This is a genomic window from Paenarthrobacter sp. CCNWLY172 (genome assembly GCF_037402035.1).
Lineage (GTDB): Bacteria > Actinomycetota > Actinomycetes > Actinomycetales > Micrococcaceae > Arthrobacter.
The window spans coordinates 19,682-35,584 of sequence record NZ_JBBEGB010000012.1 but is presented as its reverse complement, the minus strand read 5'-3'; the positions used below and the strand labels follow the sequence as shown (position 1 = coordinate 35,584).

Genomic DNA, 15,903 nt, shown 5'->3' with positions numbered 1-15,903 from the left:
GGCTTAGCCTAGCTAAAACATCCGCAGTACAACTTCAAGGATTCACCGACCCCATGGCCCGCAGCCAAAAATCAGCACGGACAGCCGAACCCCTCGGCGATTTCACCGAAAATATCGTGGACATCGACGTCACTTCGGAGATGGAAGGCTCCTTCCTGGAGTACGCCTACTCAGTGATTTATTCGCGTGCGCTCCCGGACGCCCGCGACGGACTGAAGCCCGTTCAACGGCGCATCCTGTACATGATGTCCGATATGGGCCTCCGCCCGGATCGCGGGCACGTCAAAAGTGCCCGGGTGGTGGGCGAGGTCATGGGCAAGCTCCACCCCCACGGCGACACCGCGATCTATGACGCCATGGTGCGCATGGCGCAGGACTTTTCCCTCCGCCTGCCGCTGATCGATGGCCACGGCAACTTCGGATCGCTCGACGACGGACCGGCAGCACCGCGGTACACCGAGGCACGCCTGGCCGCCGCCGCGCTGACCATGACGGATCACTTGGACGAAGACGTAGTCGACTTCGTCCCCAACTACGACAACCAACTGACCCAGCCGGATGTCCTCCCAGCCGCTTTCCCCAACCTGCTGGTCAATGGCACTACGGGCATCGCGGTGGGCATGGCAACGAACATGCCTCCACACAACCTCGTTGAGGTCATCGCCGCCGCACGCCACCTGATCGCCAACCCGGACGCCACGCTGGATGACATCATGAGGTTCATCCCGGGTCCCGACCTCCCCACAGGCGGCCGGATTGTTGGGCTGGACGGAATCCGCGACGCCTACGCCACCGGCCGCGGTTCCTTCAAAACCCGCGCCAAGGTTGAGGTGGAACAGTTGTCCGCCCGACGGACCGGCCTGGTGGTCACTGAGCTCCCCTACATGGTGGGCCCGGAAAAGGTGATCGAGAAGATCAAGGATGCCGTCAACGCCAAGAAGCTGACAGGCATCAGCGATGTGGTGGATCTGACGGACCGCAACCACGGCCTGCGCTTGGTCATCGAGCTCAAGAACGGCTTTAACCCCAACGCCGTCCTCCAGCAGCTTTACCGCTATTCACCCATGGAAGATTCCTTCGGGATCAACAACGTTACGTTGGTGGACGGTCAGCCACAGACGCTGGGCCTCCTGCAGTTGTTGCAGGTGTACGTTGAGCACAGGCTGACTGTGGTGCGCCGCCGTACGTCCTTCCGCTTGGGCAAGAAGAAGGACCGCCTCCACTTGGTGGAGGGGCTGCTGATCGCGATCGTTGACATCGACGAAGTCATCCAGATCATCCGTTCCTCCGACGAAGCGTCTGCCGCCCGCGAGCGGTTGATGTCCATCTACGACCTCACCGAGATCCAGGCCAACTACATCCTGGAACTGCGCCTGCGGCAGCTGACCAAGTATTCCCGGCTTGAACTGGAGAAGGAACAGAACGAGCTCCGCCGCGAAATCGAGGCACTTGAGGCCATCCTGGCCTCCGATGAGTTGCTCCGCGACCTCGTCTCCGGCGAGTTGGGGGTCATCGCCGAAAAGTACGGCACGCCCCGGCGCACGGTGCTGCTGGAGTCCGAAGCCGTCTCCCCCACCGTGGCTGCAGCCCTCGCAGCTTCCACTCCCGGCCCCAAGGGCAAGGCTGCGGCGTTGCCCTTGGAGATTCCGGATGACCCCTGCTGGGCCCTGCTCAGCGTCTCAGGCCAGATTGCCAGGACGTCCAACCAGGAGCCGCTGGCCGAAGCGGGACCCCGGGCCAAGCACGATGTCTTCCGCTCGGTGGTGAAAACCACTGCCCGGGGTGAGATCGGCGCGGTGACGTCGCAAGGGCGCATGCTGCGCCTGCAGGTCATGGACATGCCCGTCCTCCCGCCGACGTCCGGGCTTCCCAACCTTGCCGGCGGTGTCCCGGCGAAGGACTTCATCACGTTGGTCAAGGGCGAGACTCTGGTTGCGTTCGTTCCCTTGGATGCCATCCTCGCTGTTGGCACCGTCCAGGGAATCGTCAAACGGGTTCAACCGGACTATCCGTTGAACCGTGAGGACTGGGAGATCATCGCACTGAAGGACAAGGATTCGGTCCTCGCTGTGGAACCGGCACAGGAGGACGACGTCGATCTCGTCTTCGTGACCCGACAGGCACAATTGCTCCGGTTCAGTGCGTCCAACGTCCGGCCGCAGGGCCGAACGGCGGGCGGTATGGCCGGCATCAAGCTGGCCGCCGGTGATGAAGTGATCCACTTCGGAACCGTACGCACCAACGATCCCGCCGCCGTCGTCGTCACCATTGCCGGCACCAATGGCGCCTTGCCGGGTACAGCTCCCGGCACCGCGAAGGTGACAGCTTTCGAGGAGTACCCGGCCAAGGGCCGTGCCACCGGCGGCGTCCGGGTCCACCGTTTCCTCAAGGGAGAAGACACCCTGCTGCTGGCGTGGGCGGGACATGGCCCCGCCAAAGCGTCCTCGGCAGCCGGCGTCGCGCGGGCCCTCCCGCACGAGCATGGCCGCAGGGATGGTTCCGGCGTGCCGTTGTCGCAGCCTGTTGAGGCGATCGGACCGAGCATGGCATGGGTCGAAGCGGCAGAATAGCCGCGCCACGAACAGCACAGCCGTCAGGAACAGCGAAGGCCGGGGAGATGGACCCCGGCCTTCGCTGTGCCGTGGCCCTGGGGCCACGGCGCGGGCTAGCCGGTTTGGTTGATGCTGAGGATGTTTCCCTCGCTGTCCAGGAACCATGCCGCAGCGCTGCCGTCAGGCATCGTGGCGATTCCGTCCTCAGTTTTCAATCCAGGAAAGTCGTAGTCCTCAAACGTGACACCCTTGCCGCGCAGTTCCTGCACGGTGGCCTTGACGTCATCGACTGTCCAGCCCATCTGGGTGTTCTTCGCGGACCCGGCATTGGGTGTCTGGTAAACGAAGAATCCCGTTCCATCGCCGCACCTGTACTGGAGGTTGTCGTCGGCGTCCGGATTTTCGGGTTCCAGTCCGAGTTTTTCGCTGTAGTACGCGCGGGCCCGGGCTATGTCCTGTGCCGGTAGGACGGCACCAACCTGCTGATCCTTGAGCATGTTTTTCTCTTTCCGGCTCTCCCCCCGGAATGAACTTTACTCTTGCGCGGGCGGGCACGTCATGCGAAAACGACACCATATTTCACGGTTCGCAACGGGTGTGGTGCAGGTCGGCTTAGACTGGCGGCATGCCGATCATCCCTGACGAAAAAGACTGGACCTGGGTGCTCTCCCAGCCCTGCCCCGAATGTGGTTTCGACCCCGCCACGGTAACTCCTTCCACGGTGCCAGGGTCGGTCCTGAACATGCTCCCCCGGTGGAGGGCTGTCCTCCGTCGGGAAGATGCGGCCGTCCGGCCAGACGACCACACATGGTCCAACCTGGAGTACGCCTGCCACGTCCGCGATGTGTTCAGCCTGTTCGACCAACGACTGAACCTGATGCTGACCGAGGATGATGCCCGGTTCGACAACTGGGACCAGGACCAGGCCGCCATCGATGGGGAGTACGGTTCGGCCGACCCCCGAACCGTGGCTGACGAACTTGAAGCGGAGGGCAGCGAGATCGCCGAGTCCTTTGCCCGGGTCACCGAGAATGACTGGCAGCGCACCGGCACCCGCAGCAACGGGTCCTCGTTTACTGTGCTGACGTTCTCCCAGTACTTCCTCCACGATGTTGTCCACCATCTGCATGACGTGGACGGCTAAGACGGGCTAGAGCATCTTCTCCCACGTCATGCTGCGGTTCACGGGCGCATAGCCCATCCGGAGGTAAAGCTCCAGCGCACCGGTGGGGTTGGCTGAATCCACATCCAGCGACGCCACCTGCATCCCGGCATCGGTGTACCGGCGCATGGCGTCCGCCAGCAGCATTTGTGCAATGCCACGGCCCCTGTAGGCGCGCCGAACTCCCAGGAGCTCCGTATAGCCCTCTGTGAAACCGCGGTCTGCTGCGGAATCGGGATCGAAGCTGCTCAACTGGTATCCAGCCACCTCCCCCGTCCCTGAGTCGAGAACCACCGCACTGAGATCATGCCGCGCCGTGGGTTCCTCGATGGTGAAGCGCCAGGACTCTTCGTCCCGGGGTTCGCTCCCCCAGTGGTCCCTGAAAGCATCGTTGTGCGCTTGACGTACGGGTTCAAAGAGCGTCGGTTCCAGCGTCCTGAGTTCCAGGCCGGCACCCAGTGGCACTTGGGGCAGTTCGTGGGAAAGGGGCCGGTGCATTTCATTGAACCAGCGGACGGCAGCATACCCATGCCCCATCAGGAGAGTGGCCTGGTGTTCGTGCTGTTCTTCTGTCTGGATGCGGAGCCGCGGCGGTGCCTCTGTATGCCCGGCAGCCTGATCAGCGTCGAACCGCCTGCGCACCTGCTCTTCCTGCCACACCAGGACTGCTGAGCCGATCCCGCGTTGCTGCCATTCGGGATCAACACAAGCCCCTCCGGTGGCTTTGTCGCCCTCCGGGTTCTTGGAAATACGTCCGTAGGCGCGTGCGGCACCGGCGGCGTCCAAACCCAGCAGGGTGCTCGTCTGCGGCGGGTTCTTGCTGGACTCCAGGATGTGGGCCAGGTCCCCGCGCTTTTCGTACCAAACGGGATGTTCGACGGCGGCCGTCCGGGCTATCAGGGCCGCCCAGTTATCAAGATCCTCCATGGTGGCAGGCCGCCACTGCAGGCCGGTGATGTCGGCATTGGGCACAGCAGGGCTTGCGGCGTTGAAAGGCATGCCAACAGGTTACTGAGGGGTACGCTTTCCCACCAGTTCCGGCGCGCCCATGCTTTGTTTCGCCGCAGGCCGGGCTGCGGGCAGCTCCAGCCGCGCATCCCCCGGATCAATGTCGTCAGGATTGTGCGTCACCAGGACAACCGTGACGTCTTTGAGGCCCTGGCGGAGAATGGCCATCATTTCCCGTGCAGAACCGGCATCCAGATGGGCGGTGGGCTCGTCGAGCAGCAGTACCGAGGCCCCGGTCAAAAGGGTCCTGGCCATTGCCAGCCGCTGCCGTTCGCCTCCGCTGAGGAACGAGCCACCGGGCCCGATCCTGGCATCGAGCCCGTCCGGCAAGGCGTCCACCACCGCATCAAGTCCGACGTCGGCCAGTGCCTTGTGCATCTCGGCCTCGCTGGGCTTCGCAGCGGCCGGTCGGCTGAGCAGGAGATTCCCACGGATGGTCGAGTCGAAGAGGTGCGCTTCCTGGGGGCACCAGGCAGCGGTGCCCGTCAGCTTCGCTGTTCCCCGGGTAAGCGGCAGGAAGCCCAGCAGCACGGACAGCAGCGTGGTCTTTCCCGCGCCCGAGGGCCCTGTCACCGCGAGCCAACGGCCGGGTCCGGCTTCGGCGGTGATCCCGGCGAAGGCATCGGGGCCCCCGGGCCAGGCGGCCGCCGCACCCTTCAATTCAAGCCCCGCTGAGCCGTCGCGGTCCGGGAGTGGCCGCGGGCCGCCGTCGAGTTCTGTTCGGGTTGCCCCGGAAAGATCGGTGGCAGGAGCGTCCAAAGCCCCGGACGCAGCAACCCGGCCCAGCACGTCCGCGAGCGCCGGAGCCTGGCGCACTGCGGAAACGATGCCGCTGAAGGCATCCACCAAGGCCAACTGCATCAGGACGATGACAGCCACAAGTTCGGGCGGGACTGCACCGTTGGCAACAGAAGGAGCGCTGAGGACACCTGCCCACAAGGCTGCCAGCGAGCAGGACAGGACGATCACGGCTTGGCCGAGGCCTTCAGCCCATGCCGAGCGCTGGGCAGCGACGGTGGCTTCGCGGTCTTTGGTTCGCAGATCCTTGAGGACCGGCCCGGCTACTGCGTTGGCCGTCAGTTCTGCCCGGGCGTCCAGGGCAGCGGCCACGCCGTGAAGGACCGCGGAGCGCATGTGCTGTTCGGCCTTGGCAGCGTTCCTGTCAGCCAGGACGGCAAGGAGCGGAGCGATTGCAAGTCCCACCACGGAGGCCAGCACAACAGCGGGCAGGGCGGCGGGCAGGACGACGGCGGTGGCTGCGATCGCCGCTGCTCCCACCCCCACTGCGGTGACGGGTGGCAGAGCGACCCGTGGCAGGAGATCCCGGAGGGTATCGACGTCGTCCACAATTGCGCCAAGAACATTGCCGCCTTGGAGAAGGCGCCTCAATGACAGTGCCCTGCGGCTCAGTGTCTCCCACAGTGCTCCGCGGAGGCGGGTCATAGCGGCGAATACGGCGTCGTGGGTCAGGAGCCGCTCACAGTAGCGCAGGACTGCCCTGCCGATTCCGAAGAATCTGACACCCACGATCGCGCCCAGCAAGTAGAGGATGGGCGGTTGTTCGCTCGCCCTGATGATCAGCCACCCGGACAAACCTGACAGTGCTACCGCGAACAGGGCAGCCAGGACTGCCACGGTGCCGGCTGCGACAAACTTCCACTGCACGGGCTTGAGGATCCCCATCAGGCGCTTCAGGCTGCCGGCCTGTGGGGCGCGCTGGGTAAAACCATCGGTCATGGGTGTCTGGCGTTGCTCGCCGGCGGCCTTCTCCAGAGTCTCACCCGTGCGCTTGGACGGAACCATGGGCGCGGTATTGAAGCGTTTGTTTCCCACGGGCACCACGTGGTCCGCGAGCGCACGGGTTGCGGCGTCGTGGGCGACCAGGATGACAGTCATGTTGCCTCGCAGTGACTCGATGGCGTCGCGGACCACGCTGGCTGAGTAAGGGTCCAGGTGTGCGGTGGGCTCGTCGAGCAGCAGGACGGTGGCCCCTGCTTCCACCCGTGCCAATCCACGGGCGAGCGCAACACGGCGTAGTTCGCCGGGGCTCAGCTCGGCCGGGTTCTTCGCAGCCAGGTGCGCAGCCTTTGCTTTCGACAGAACTCGTGTGACGGCTTGGGCAGCATCTCCGTTGTACCCGTCAAGATACAGCGACACTTCTTCCTGGACGGTCTCTGTTGCCATGGCGGGGTGTTGGGGCACCCATGCCACGGCACCCTTCCCGGCTCCAGTGACCGTTCCCTTCACGCCGGCTCCCGGCCCTGGTCCGATCAGCCCGGCAAGGACACCAAGGACGGTGCTCTTCCCGGCGCCGCTGTCGCCGTCGAGGGCCGTAATGCTTCCCCGCGGAGCGGTAAAACTGAGGGGCCCGACGGCGGCTGTGGACCTCCCGTGATAAGTCACCGCCAACCCGTCAACCACAACGCCGGACGGCGTGTTGTTTGAGGATTCTTTGTCCATCAGGGGTTGGTGCGCGGGGGCATCCAGCACGGCATGGGTGGTTTCCAAGGCGGCCCTGCCGTCGTCGCTGGCGTGGTGGGCCGTACCAAGCTCCCGAAGCGGCAGGTAGCAGTCCGGGGCCAGGATGAGGGCCAGGAGGCCGGCTTCCAGCGCCATGTCGCCGCCCACAAGCCTGACACCAATGAACACGGCAACAACGGCAACGGAGATCGTGGCAATGAGTTCGAGCGCCAACGCTGACAGGAAGGCTGTGCGGAGCGTTCCCATGGTCCGACTCCGGTACTGCTCCGAAATGTCTTCCAAGGCCGCCCGTTGTTCGGTGGCGCGGCCCAGGCCCACCAGCACCGGAAGGCCCTTAGCCAGTTCCAGGATGTGCCCGGAGAGCTTCCGGAGGGTTGTCTGGGCGTCCCTGACGTTGTCCTCCGTGTGCCGGCCGATCAGGACCATGAACAACGGCACCAGCGGAACGGTCAGGACGATCACTACCGCGCTGACCCAGTCGGCAAAGAGAATCCTGGTCCCGATCAACAGCGGCACCGTGGCGCAATTGACCAAGGCGGGCAGGTACTGGGTGTAGTAGTCGTCCAGCGCATCCAGGCCCCGCGTCGCCAGGATGGCCAGGCCGCCGTCGTTCATTCCTTCGACCGGGGATGAACCACGGTCGGCCAGTGAGCGCCGCAGCAGCTGCGCCCGCAACTCCTCCTTGACACCCAGGGCTGCACGCCTGGAGGCGATGCCCTGGCCCCAGACCGTGAGTGACCTCAGGACTGCTCCCACGGCACCCCAGACAAGTCCGCTGCTCCAGTCCCCCGTTCCGGAAGCGAGCCCTGCCAGCATCCCCGCCACGGCCTGGGCCATGAGCACCAGGGACAGCGCCTTGAGGGCGGACAGGAGCCCAATGAGGTAGAGCGCGGATCGGGTGGCCGGGCCGGAGGGGAACACGGGCTTCATGGGGCGGTTAGCCTTCCTTGGTGCTGTCGGTTGGCTGGCTGTCCTTGGAGATCAGGACCTTGGCGGCAATCGCGGGAAGGAAGCCGTGCGCTTCAGGGATGTGCGCCGCGCTGACACGCCGGCGGAATACCCAGTAGGTCCAGGACTGGTACGCGATCACCAAGGGCAGTCCTACGGCTGCCACAATGCTCATCAGTCCAAGTGTGTAGTCCGAGGATGAGGCATTTGAAATGGTCAGGTTGAACGCTGGGTCAAGGGTGGAAGGAATCACCACGGGGAAGGCTGCCCCGAAAATCGAAGCGGTGGCGCACACAATGAACCCACCCAGGGCACCGAAGGCGCGACCTTCTGCCCCTGCCTTGGCCAGCGTCCAGGCCAGGACGACAGCTACGACTCCGGCCGCCACCAGGGCCCAGGTCCACGGCTTGCCGCTGAGGAATTGCACTGACCCCATCCAGCCGAACATCGGCAACACCGCAAACGGCACCAACCGCACAAACCAGCGGCGGGCACGGTGCCGCACATCGCCGTCGGTTTTGAGGGCAAGGAACGCAAGGGCGTGGACCAGGGCGAACGCCACCACACCGAAACCGCCCAGCAGCGCATAGCCACTGAACCAGGACATCGGGCCGCCGCTGCGGTCTCCGTTGGCGTTCAACGGAAGGCCGGTGGTGGTCAGCGCCAAAGCGGCACCGATGCCGAAGGCTGCGACAAAGGATCCGACGGCGATCGCCCAGTCCCAGCGGTTCCGCCAGCGCTCTGAGTCCACTTTGCCGCGGTATTCGAAGGCGACAGCCCGGAAGATCAGCGCGGCCAGGACTGCCAGGAGTGGTAGGTAGAGGGCGGAGAACAGCGAGGCGTACCAGAGCGGGAAGGCTGCGAAAGTGGCTCCGGCCGCAGTGAGCAGCCATACCTCGTTGCCGTCCCACACGGGGCCGATGGTGTTGAGCAGCACACGGCGGTCCGTGTTGTTGCGGGCAAACAGCTTCATGAGCATGCCGACGCCAAGGTCAAAGCCCTCCAGGAAGAGGTAGCCCGTCCACAGCACCGCGATGGCAACAAACCAGATGGTTGGCAACAGTTCCATTGTCAGTTTCCCCTGTCTCTAGTAGGCGAAGGCCAGGACATCGTCGCCGGACTTGTCCGCACCGGCGTCGTTCTTGTCGTCGTCGTCCGTGTCCTTGGCCGGGTGGGCCAGCTCCGGCATCGCGGAGGCCACGCCGCCCCGGATGTACTTGACCAGCAGCTTCACTTCGACCACCAGCAATACTGCGTAGATGGCGGTGAGGACCACCAGCGAGGTCAGGAGCTCCCCGGCGCTGACCCCCGGCGACACGGCGGCAGCTGTGAACATGAAGACCTGGTCGATGCCGTTCATGTCCGGGTTGGGCGCCACCACGAACGGTTGCCGTCCCATTTCGGTGAAGATCCAGCCCGCGGCGTTGGCTCCGAAGGGTGCAAGAATGCCGAAGACGGCGAGGCGCATGAGCCACTTCGATTGCGGTACTACGCCCTTGCGGGTCACCCAGAGAGCCAGCAGTGCGGCAAAGGCTGCGATCCCGCCGAAGCCGATCATCATGCGGAAGCCCCAGTAGGTCACCTCCATCACAGGCACGTACTGGATTTCCTGCCCCGCACGGTCGCCGTACAGCGGGTTGTCCGGGAGATGGGTTCCGTACTTTTCCTTGTACTCGCCCAGCAGGCTGTTGACACCCTTCACTTCGGTGGTGAAGTCACCCTTGGCCAGGAAAGAGAGGATGCCGGGTACTTCGATCACGGCAACAATGTCATCGCAGTTGGTGGCGCCGAGGTTGCCAACACTCAGGACCGAGAAGCCCGTGCCGTCGTGGCAGGCGGCTTCTGCGGCAGCCATTTTCATGGGCTGTTGTTCAAACATCAGCTTGCCCTGAAGGTCGCCCGTGATGGCGGTGCCGGCGAAGGAAATCATGGCAACCACGGCACCGATCCGGAGGCTCTTCATCCACACCGTGTAGTCGGAAGTGTCCCGGCCCGGGATCGCAGCTTCACCGGGAACCAGCTTGCCGTCCTTGCCCACGACGTCGATGCCGTCATGCCGGCGACGCCACAAGTGGTACCAGGCGATGCCCAGGAGGAACGCACCGGCAACTGCCAACGCACCGAACAGCGTGTGCGGTACAGCCACCAGCGCTGTGTTGTTGGTGAAAACTGCCCAGGCGTCGGTCATCACGGGCCGTCCGTCCACCATCTCCACTCCCACAGGGTGCTGCATCCAGGAGTTCGCCACGATGATGAAGTAGGCGGAGAAGACGGAACCAATGACGGCAATCCACAGGCAAGCCAGGTGCACGCCGCGCTTGAGTTGCTTCCACCCGAAGATCCACAACCCCAGGAACGTTGATTCAACAAAGAAGGCCAGCAGGGCCTCGAGGGCAAGCGGCGCGCCGAACACATCACCGACGAACCGGCTGTACTCGCTCCACGCCATGCCGAACTGGAATTCCTGCACGATGCCCGTGGCCACGCCCATGATGAAGTTGATGAGGAAGAGCTTTCCCCAGAACTTGGTCATCCGCAGGTATTCGGGCTTGCCCGTGCGGTACCAGATGGTCTGCATAATGGCCACCACCAGTCCCAAGCCGATAGTGAGGGGCACCATCATGAAGTGGTAGACGGTAGTGATACCGAATTGCCAGCGTGCGATTTCCAAGGCGTCCATGGCTGTCCTTTGTACGGCGGACCGAAGTACGATGACGTTACTTCTACGTTGCGTAGAAAACTTGTCTTCTACACAGTGTAGAACAAATGGCGGGCGACGAAACCCATTCTTCAAGTGGCGTAACCCACGCGCAAGGGCTCCCCAGTGGCCGCGGCGCGCCGATAGTTCTACCTCACGTAGAATGAAGAGCTGAAAAGCGGTAGATTTATGGTGGAATGTTGGATCATCGCTCCCGGCAGCAGTTACCCTGCACCGGGAAGCGGAAGGTAGGGACGTATAGATGGCAAGTCTTGGGGAACTGGAACGGGCAGTCATGGATCTGCTCTGGGCAGGCCAGGAGGCTGCAACTGCCAATACCCTGCGCGATCTGTTGGCGCAGGATTCCGAGGCCGGAGATGGCACTGCGGGACATCAAGGCAAGGATCTGGCCGTGACCACGGTGCTTACCGTGCTGTCGCGTCTGGAAAAGAAGGGGCTGGTGGAGCGTGAGCGCGGTACCCGTCCGCACCGCTACCAAGCTGTTTCCAGCCGCGCTGACCACACCGCCGAACTGATGCATGAAGTCCTGGGCTCCGCCCCGGACCGCGAGGCCGTCCTGGCCCGCTTCATTGGTTCCGTCACCGAAAGTGAAGCCGCTACCCTGCGCAAACTGCTCGGCTACAATTAGCCACTATGTTCTGGACCTCATACCTGCTTGCGGTCCTGGCATTGATTTTGGCATGGCCGGTGCCCGTCCTGCTGTCCCGCGCCCAGTGGCCGGCACGCTCGCCCTTCACGGCCATGGTCCTGTGGCAGGCGATCGCCCTCGCCGGTGGACTGTCCATGATCGGCGCCATGCTGGTCTACGGGCTGGAGCCCATCGGCGACAACCTCATTGCCGGTCTCAAGAGCCTGGCCGGCATGGTCTTCAACAACGAACCCACCACAGCGCTGGGTTTTTGGCACCTCTTTGCACTGTCCGCGGCAGCGCTCCTGACCGCGCACCTGGTTTTCACCCTGCTCCTGACCTATTACAAGATCGAGCGCCAACGGCGGCGGCACCGCGAACTGCTGGCCTTGCTCGCCTCACCGTCCGACGACGGCCCGGGCACCGTGGTCATCAACCACGACTCCCCTGTGGCGTACTGTCTCCCCGGCGGCGCCCGATCCGTCACGGTCTTGTCCGACGGCCTGATGGCAGCCCTGGAGCCGGCTGAACTCAGGGCCGTCCTCATTCACGAGAACGCCCACCTGTCCCAGCGCCACGACCTCCTGCTGTGGGCCTTTGCCGCCTGGCGCCAGGCCCTGCCGTGGTTCCCCACCACGCGGCTGGCCCAGACCGCGGTGAACTCCCTGATCGAGATGCTTGCCGATGACGTCGCCTTGCGGACCGAAAGCAAAGGCACCCTGATCAAGGCCATCGCGATCGTCGCCAGCGGAACCTCCCAGCCCGCCATCGGAACCGGGGCACTCAACGCCGGCGGCGCCGTGATCGAAGGCAATGCCGTCAGTGCCACCGGAGGGGCGGACTCACCACGCACGACGGCGTCACGCGTCAGCCGCCTCCTCTCACCCCAGCCTCCACTTACCAAGGGCCTGCGCATCCTTGTCCTGGTGGTATCGGCCTTGCTGCTGGCAGTGCCGACCGCGCTGTTGATCGTCCCGGGACTGTTGGGCTGAACGGGATTGTGAAGCGTGAATCCCACTGACGCCGCGGCCTTCCCCGTCCACGCCTATCAGCGCTGGCCGCTCTACGCTGCGGGATTCACCACCGCCTTCGGCGCGCATGCTGTCGCTGCCGGCCTGGGGGCCGAAAGCGCGGACATTGGATTGAGCCTGCTGGCCTTGGGCGTACTGCTGGCCTTGTACGACATCGCCGAAGTGTTCCTGAAGCCGGTGTTTGGCGCCCTGAGTGACCGCATCGGGCCAAAACCGGTCATTGTGGGTGGGCTCCTGGCCTTCTCCGCGGCCTCACTTACCGGGTTGTGGGCCGACCAGCCTGCCATGCTCGCTATGGCGCGACTGGGACAGGGAATGGCGGCTTCGGCGTTCTCACCGGCATCATCGGCCGGCGTGGCACGCCTCGCGGGAAAGCACACCGGACGGTATTTCGGACGATACGGTTCGTGGAAGGGGCTCGGCTACGCGGTAGGACCGCTGCTGGGAGCTGTTGCCATCATCAGCGGCGGCTTCCCTCTCCTCTTCGGCGTTCTGTCCGCCCTGGGCCTCATTGTTGCCATGTGGGCAGCGGTTGCGGTGCCGCGTCTGGCGCCACTACCCCGCCCCCGGTACACCATTGTGGATGTATGGCGCCAGAGCACCGAGAGGTCATTCCTGGGCCCTACACTGGTCCTGGCTGCAGCCACCGGGGCCTTGGGCGCAGCCGTCGGCTTCCTTCCTGCCTTGGCGGCACGCGAAGGCCTTGGCACGGCAGGAAGCGTGGCGGTTGTAACGGTATTGGCCCTTGCGTCGTCGCTGATACAACCTCGCATCGGCAGGCTACGGGACCAGGGCTTCCTCGCCGACAAGCCGGGCATGGTGGCAGGCTTGCTCTGCATCGCGGCGGGCACACTGATGGCAGGGCTCCTCCCCGGAGCGGTTTGGATCTACCTTGCTGCCGTCCTGATCGGCGCAGGGATAGGCATTTCCACACCCCTGGCTTTTGCGCACCTGGCAGACTCGACCCCCTCCGAACGGCTGGGCAGAACCATGGGTTCAGCCGAGCTGGGACGCGAACTCGGCGATGCCGGCGGTCCGTTGCTGGTGGGCGGCATCGCCGTGGCGGCCGGACTTCCCTGGGGATTGGGAGCCTTGGCACTGCTGGTGGGGCTGACGGCATTCGCCGCGCCGGGAACCAAGGAACCAGCGGCTCCGTCCACCTCCGGCTAGGCGTCGATGCGTTCCCGGTCCAGTGTGGCGGCGCCGGCAATGATGAACTCCTTGCGGGGCGCAACATCCGAGCCCATGAGAAGGTCAAAGACCTCTTCAGCGCGCTGGGCGCTGTCGATGCCAACCTTCCGCAGAGTCCGGTGCCGTGGATCCATGGTGGTCTCTGCCAGTTGCTGCGCATCCATTTCGCCCAAGCCCTTGTAGCGCTGGATGGGCTCTTTGTAGCGCTTGCCTTCCTTGGCAAGGTTCGCCAGGAGGACATGAAGCTCCGCCTCGGAGTAGGTGTAGATCATCTCGTTGGCCTTCTGGCCGGGGTTGATCACTTCCACCCGGTGAAGGGGCGGAACTGCCGCAAACACTCGGCCTGCTTCCACCATGGGGCGCATGTAGCGGAAGAACAGGGTCAGCAGCAAGGTCCGGATATGCGCGCCGTCCACGTCGGCGTCGGTCATGAGAATGACCTTGCCGTAACGGGCTGCCTCAATATCGAAGCTGCGACCCGAGCCGGCCCCAACTACCTGAATAAGCGCCGCGCACTCGGCATTGGAGAGCATGTCGCCCACGGAAGCTTTTTGGACGTTCAGGATTTTTCCGCGGATGGGCAGCAGGGCCTGGAAGTCGGAAGACCTGGCGAGCTTGGCTGTACCCAGAGCGGAGTCACCTTCAACGATGAACAACTCTGAACGGGCAACATCGTCGGTGCGGCAATCGGCCAGCTTGGTGGGCATCGAGGAGGTTTCCAACGCATTCTTGCGGCGCTGGGTTTCCTTATGAACACGCGCCGAGATGCGCGACTTCATTTCGCTGACCATCTTTTCCAGCAGGAGCGCCGACTGGGCCTTGTCGTTACGGTTGGCCGAGTTCAACCGGCCAGTGATCTCCTTTTCCACCACTTTGGCCACGATGGCCCGTACCGCCGACGTACCCAGGATCTCCTTGGTCTGGCCCTCGAACTGCGGCTCCGCAAGCCGGACAGTCAAAACGGCAGTGAGCCCGGCGAGAATGTCATCCTTCTCGATTTTGTCGTTACCGGCCTTGAGCTTGCGGGCATTCGTTTCCACAGCCTTGCGGAAGGTCTTCAGCAACGCCGCCTCAAAGCCCGACTGGTGGGTACCGCCCTTGGGAGTGGCGATGATGTTGACGAAGCTGCGCATGGTGGTTTCGTAGCCGATTCCCCAACGCAGGGCAATATCGACCTCACAATCGCGTTCGACTTCCGCGATCTTGCTGTGCCCCTTGTCGTCCAGCACCGGGACCGTTTCCTTGAACTTTCCGGAACCGTGGAGTCGCCAAACATCCGTCACCCCGGCATCTGCGGCCAGGAACTCAACGAATTCCGAGATGCCTCCGTCATGATGGAACACTTCCTCGTGTGCACCGTTCTCACCCGGAGTCCCGGGGAGCTTGCGTTCGTCGCGGACCGTGATCTTCAGGCCGGGAACAAGGAAGGACGTCTGGCGGGCCCTCGCGGCGAGGTCATCGTAGGAGAACTTCGCATCAGGTGTGAAAATCTGCCGGTCCGCCCAGTAGCGGACCCGGGTTCCCGTTACCCCGCGCTTGGCCTTGCCCACGACGTCCAGCACGGAGTTCTCAACGAACGGCTCAAAGGGAGCCTCGGGGCCAGGCTTCGAACCCGAATCCACGAACCGGCCGGGCTCACCCCGGCGGAAGGACATTTGGTAGGTCTTGCTGCCGCGATCCACCTGAACGTCCAGGCGGCTGGACAGAGCATTGACCACAGAAGCGCCGACGCCATGCAGGCCGCCGGATGCCGTATAGGAACCGCCGCCGAACTTGCCGCCCGCGTGCAGCTTGGTGAAGACGACCTCGACGCCGGAGAGACCGGTCTTGGGTTCAACGTCCACCGGGATGCCACGGCCGTCGTCGTGGATTTCCACCGAGTTGTCGGCGTGCAGGATCACCTTGATGTCGTGGCCGAATCCCGCCAGGGCTTCATCAACGGCGTTGTCGATGATTTCCCAGAGGCAGTGCATAAGGCCACGGGAGTCGGTGGAACCGATGTACATGCCCGGGCGTTTGCGGACGGCTTCCAAGCCTTCAAGGACAGACAGGTGCCGGGCGTTGTATTCAGAACTCGGTGCCACTCGCAGTGTGCTCCTTCGGGGTATATCTCAAGGTGAATCTGGGGGTGCTTCCCAGCCGTCCAGTTGCTGCTCAGTGCCGGAAATTGCTGGTAACTGCTG

11 protein-coding genes are annotated in these 15,903 nt (G+C 64.0%); 5 read left to right on the top strand and 6 right to left on the bottom strand.

Going from position 1 to position 15,903, the window contains the following annotated elements; all coding sequences use genetic code 11:
• The first annotated feature begins 53 nt into the window (after window positions 1-53).
• Window positions 54-2,570: a DNA gyrase/topoisomerase IV subunit A gene (locus WBN73_RS17480; RefSeq protein ID WP_337340935.1), complete on the top strand. Its 2,517-nt coding sequence runs from the start codon at window positions 54-56 to the stop codon at window positions 2,568-2,570.
• Window positions 2,571-2,665: 95 nt separating this feature from the next.
• Here WBN73_RS17480 and WBN73_RS17475 read toward each other — a convergent pair whose 3' ends face one another.
• Window positions 2,666-3,049 (bottom strand): VOC family protein, encoded by a 384-nt coding sequence (locus tag WBN73_RS17475; protein ID WP_337340936.1) that lies wholly within the window; start codon window positions 3,047-3,049, stop codon window positions 2,666-2,668.
• 128 nt (window positions 3,050-3,177) lie between these two features.
• On the opposite strand from WBN73_RS17475, the gene WBN73_RS17470 reads away from it, so the two are divergent.
• Entirely contained in the window at window positions 3,178-3,696 is a 519-nt protein-coding gene (locus tag WBN73_RS17470; protein ID WP_280627744.1) for a DinB family protein, read from the top strand.
• 6 nt (window positions 3,697-3,702) lie between these two features.
• Here WBN73_RS17470 and WBN73_RS17465 read toward each other — a convergent pair whose 3' ends face one another.
• Genes WBN73_RS17465 through WBN73_RS17450 form a run of 4 tightly spaced genes read right to left on the bottom strand, consistent with a single transcriptional unit; the run spans window position 3,703 to window position 10,831 of the window.
• Window positions 3,703-4,713: a GNAT family N-acetyltransferase gene (locus tag WBN73_RS17465; protein ID WP_337340937.1), complete on the bottom strand. Its 1,011-nt coding sequence runs from the start codon at window positions 4,711-4,713 to the stop codon at window positions 3,703-3,705.
• Window positions 4,714-4,722: 9 nt separating this feature from the next.
• On the bottom strand, window positions 4,723-8,133 hold the full coding sequence (cydD, locus tag WBN73_RS17460) for a thiol reductant ABC exporter subunit CydD (protein WP_337340938.1): 3,411 nt from the start codon (window positions 8,131-8,133) through the stop codon (window positions 4,723-4,725).
• A gap of 7 nt (window positions 8,134-8,140) precedes the next feature.
• Window positions 8,141-9,220, bottom strand: coding sequence for a cytochrome d ubiquinol oxidase subunit II (gene cydB, locus WBN73_RS17455; protein WP_337340939.1), 1,080 nt, complete (start codon window positions 9,218-9,220; stop codon window positions 8,141-8,143).
• A gap of 18 nt (window positions 9,221-9,238) precedes the next feature.
• Window positions 9,239-10,831 (bottom strand): cytochrome ubiquinol oxidase subunit I, encoded by a 1,593-nt coding sequence (locus WBN73_RS17450; protein WP_337340940.1) that lies wholly within the window; start codon window positions 10,829-10,831, stop codon window positions 9,239-9,241.
• Window positions 10,832-11,111: 280 nt separating this feature from the next.
• Between WBN73_RS17450 and WBN73_RS17445 the strand changes: the two genes are divergently transcribed.
• Genes WBN73_RS17445 through WBN73_RS17435 form a run of 3 tightly spaced genes read left to right on the top strand, consistent with a single transcriptional unit; the run spans window position 11,112 to window position 13,699 of the window.
• The gene (locus WBN73_RS17445) at window positions 11,112-11,498 is read left to right on the top strand and encodes a BlaI/MecI/CopY family transcriptional regulator (protein WP_011774471.1); all 387 of its coding nucleotides are present in this window, start codon (window positions 11,112-11,114) and stop codon (window positions 11,496-11,498) included.
• Between the two features lie 5 nt (window positions 11,499-11,503).
• A complete protein-coding gene (locus WBN73_RS17440; protein WP_280627739.1) occupies window positions 11,504-12,490 on the top strand; it encodes a M56 family metallopeptidase in 987 nt (328 codons plus the stop codon).
• Between the two features lie 15 nt (window positions 12,491-12,505).
• On the top strand, window positions 12,506-13,699 hold the full coding sequence (locus WBN73_RS17435) for an MFS transporter (protein WP_280627738.1): 1,194 nt from the start codon (window positions 12,506-12,508) through the stop codon (window positions 13,697-13,699).
• Here the strand turns inward: WBN73_RS17435 and WBN73_RS17430 are convergent.
• On the bottom strand, window positions 13,696-15,804 hold the full coding sequence (locus WBN73_RS17430; protein ID WP_207597157.1) for a DNA gyrase/topoisomerase IV subunit B: 2,109 nt from the start codon (window positions 15,802-15,804) through the stop codon (window positions 13,696-13,698). The two genes, WBN73_RS17435 and WBN73_RS17430, sit on opposite strands and share 4 nt — an antisense overlap.
• Window positions 15,805-15,903 lie beyond the last annotated feature (99 nt).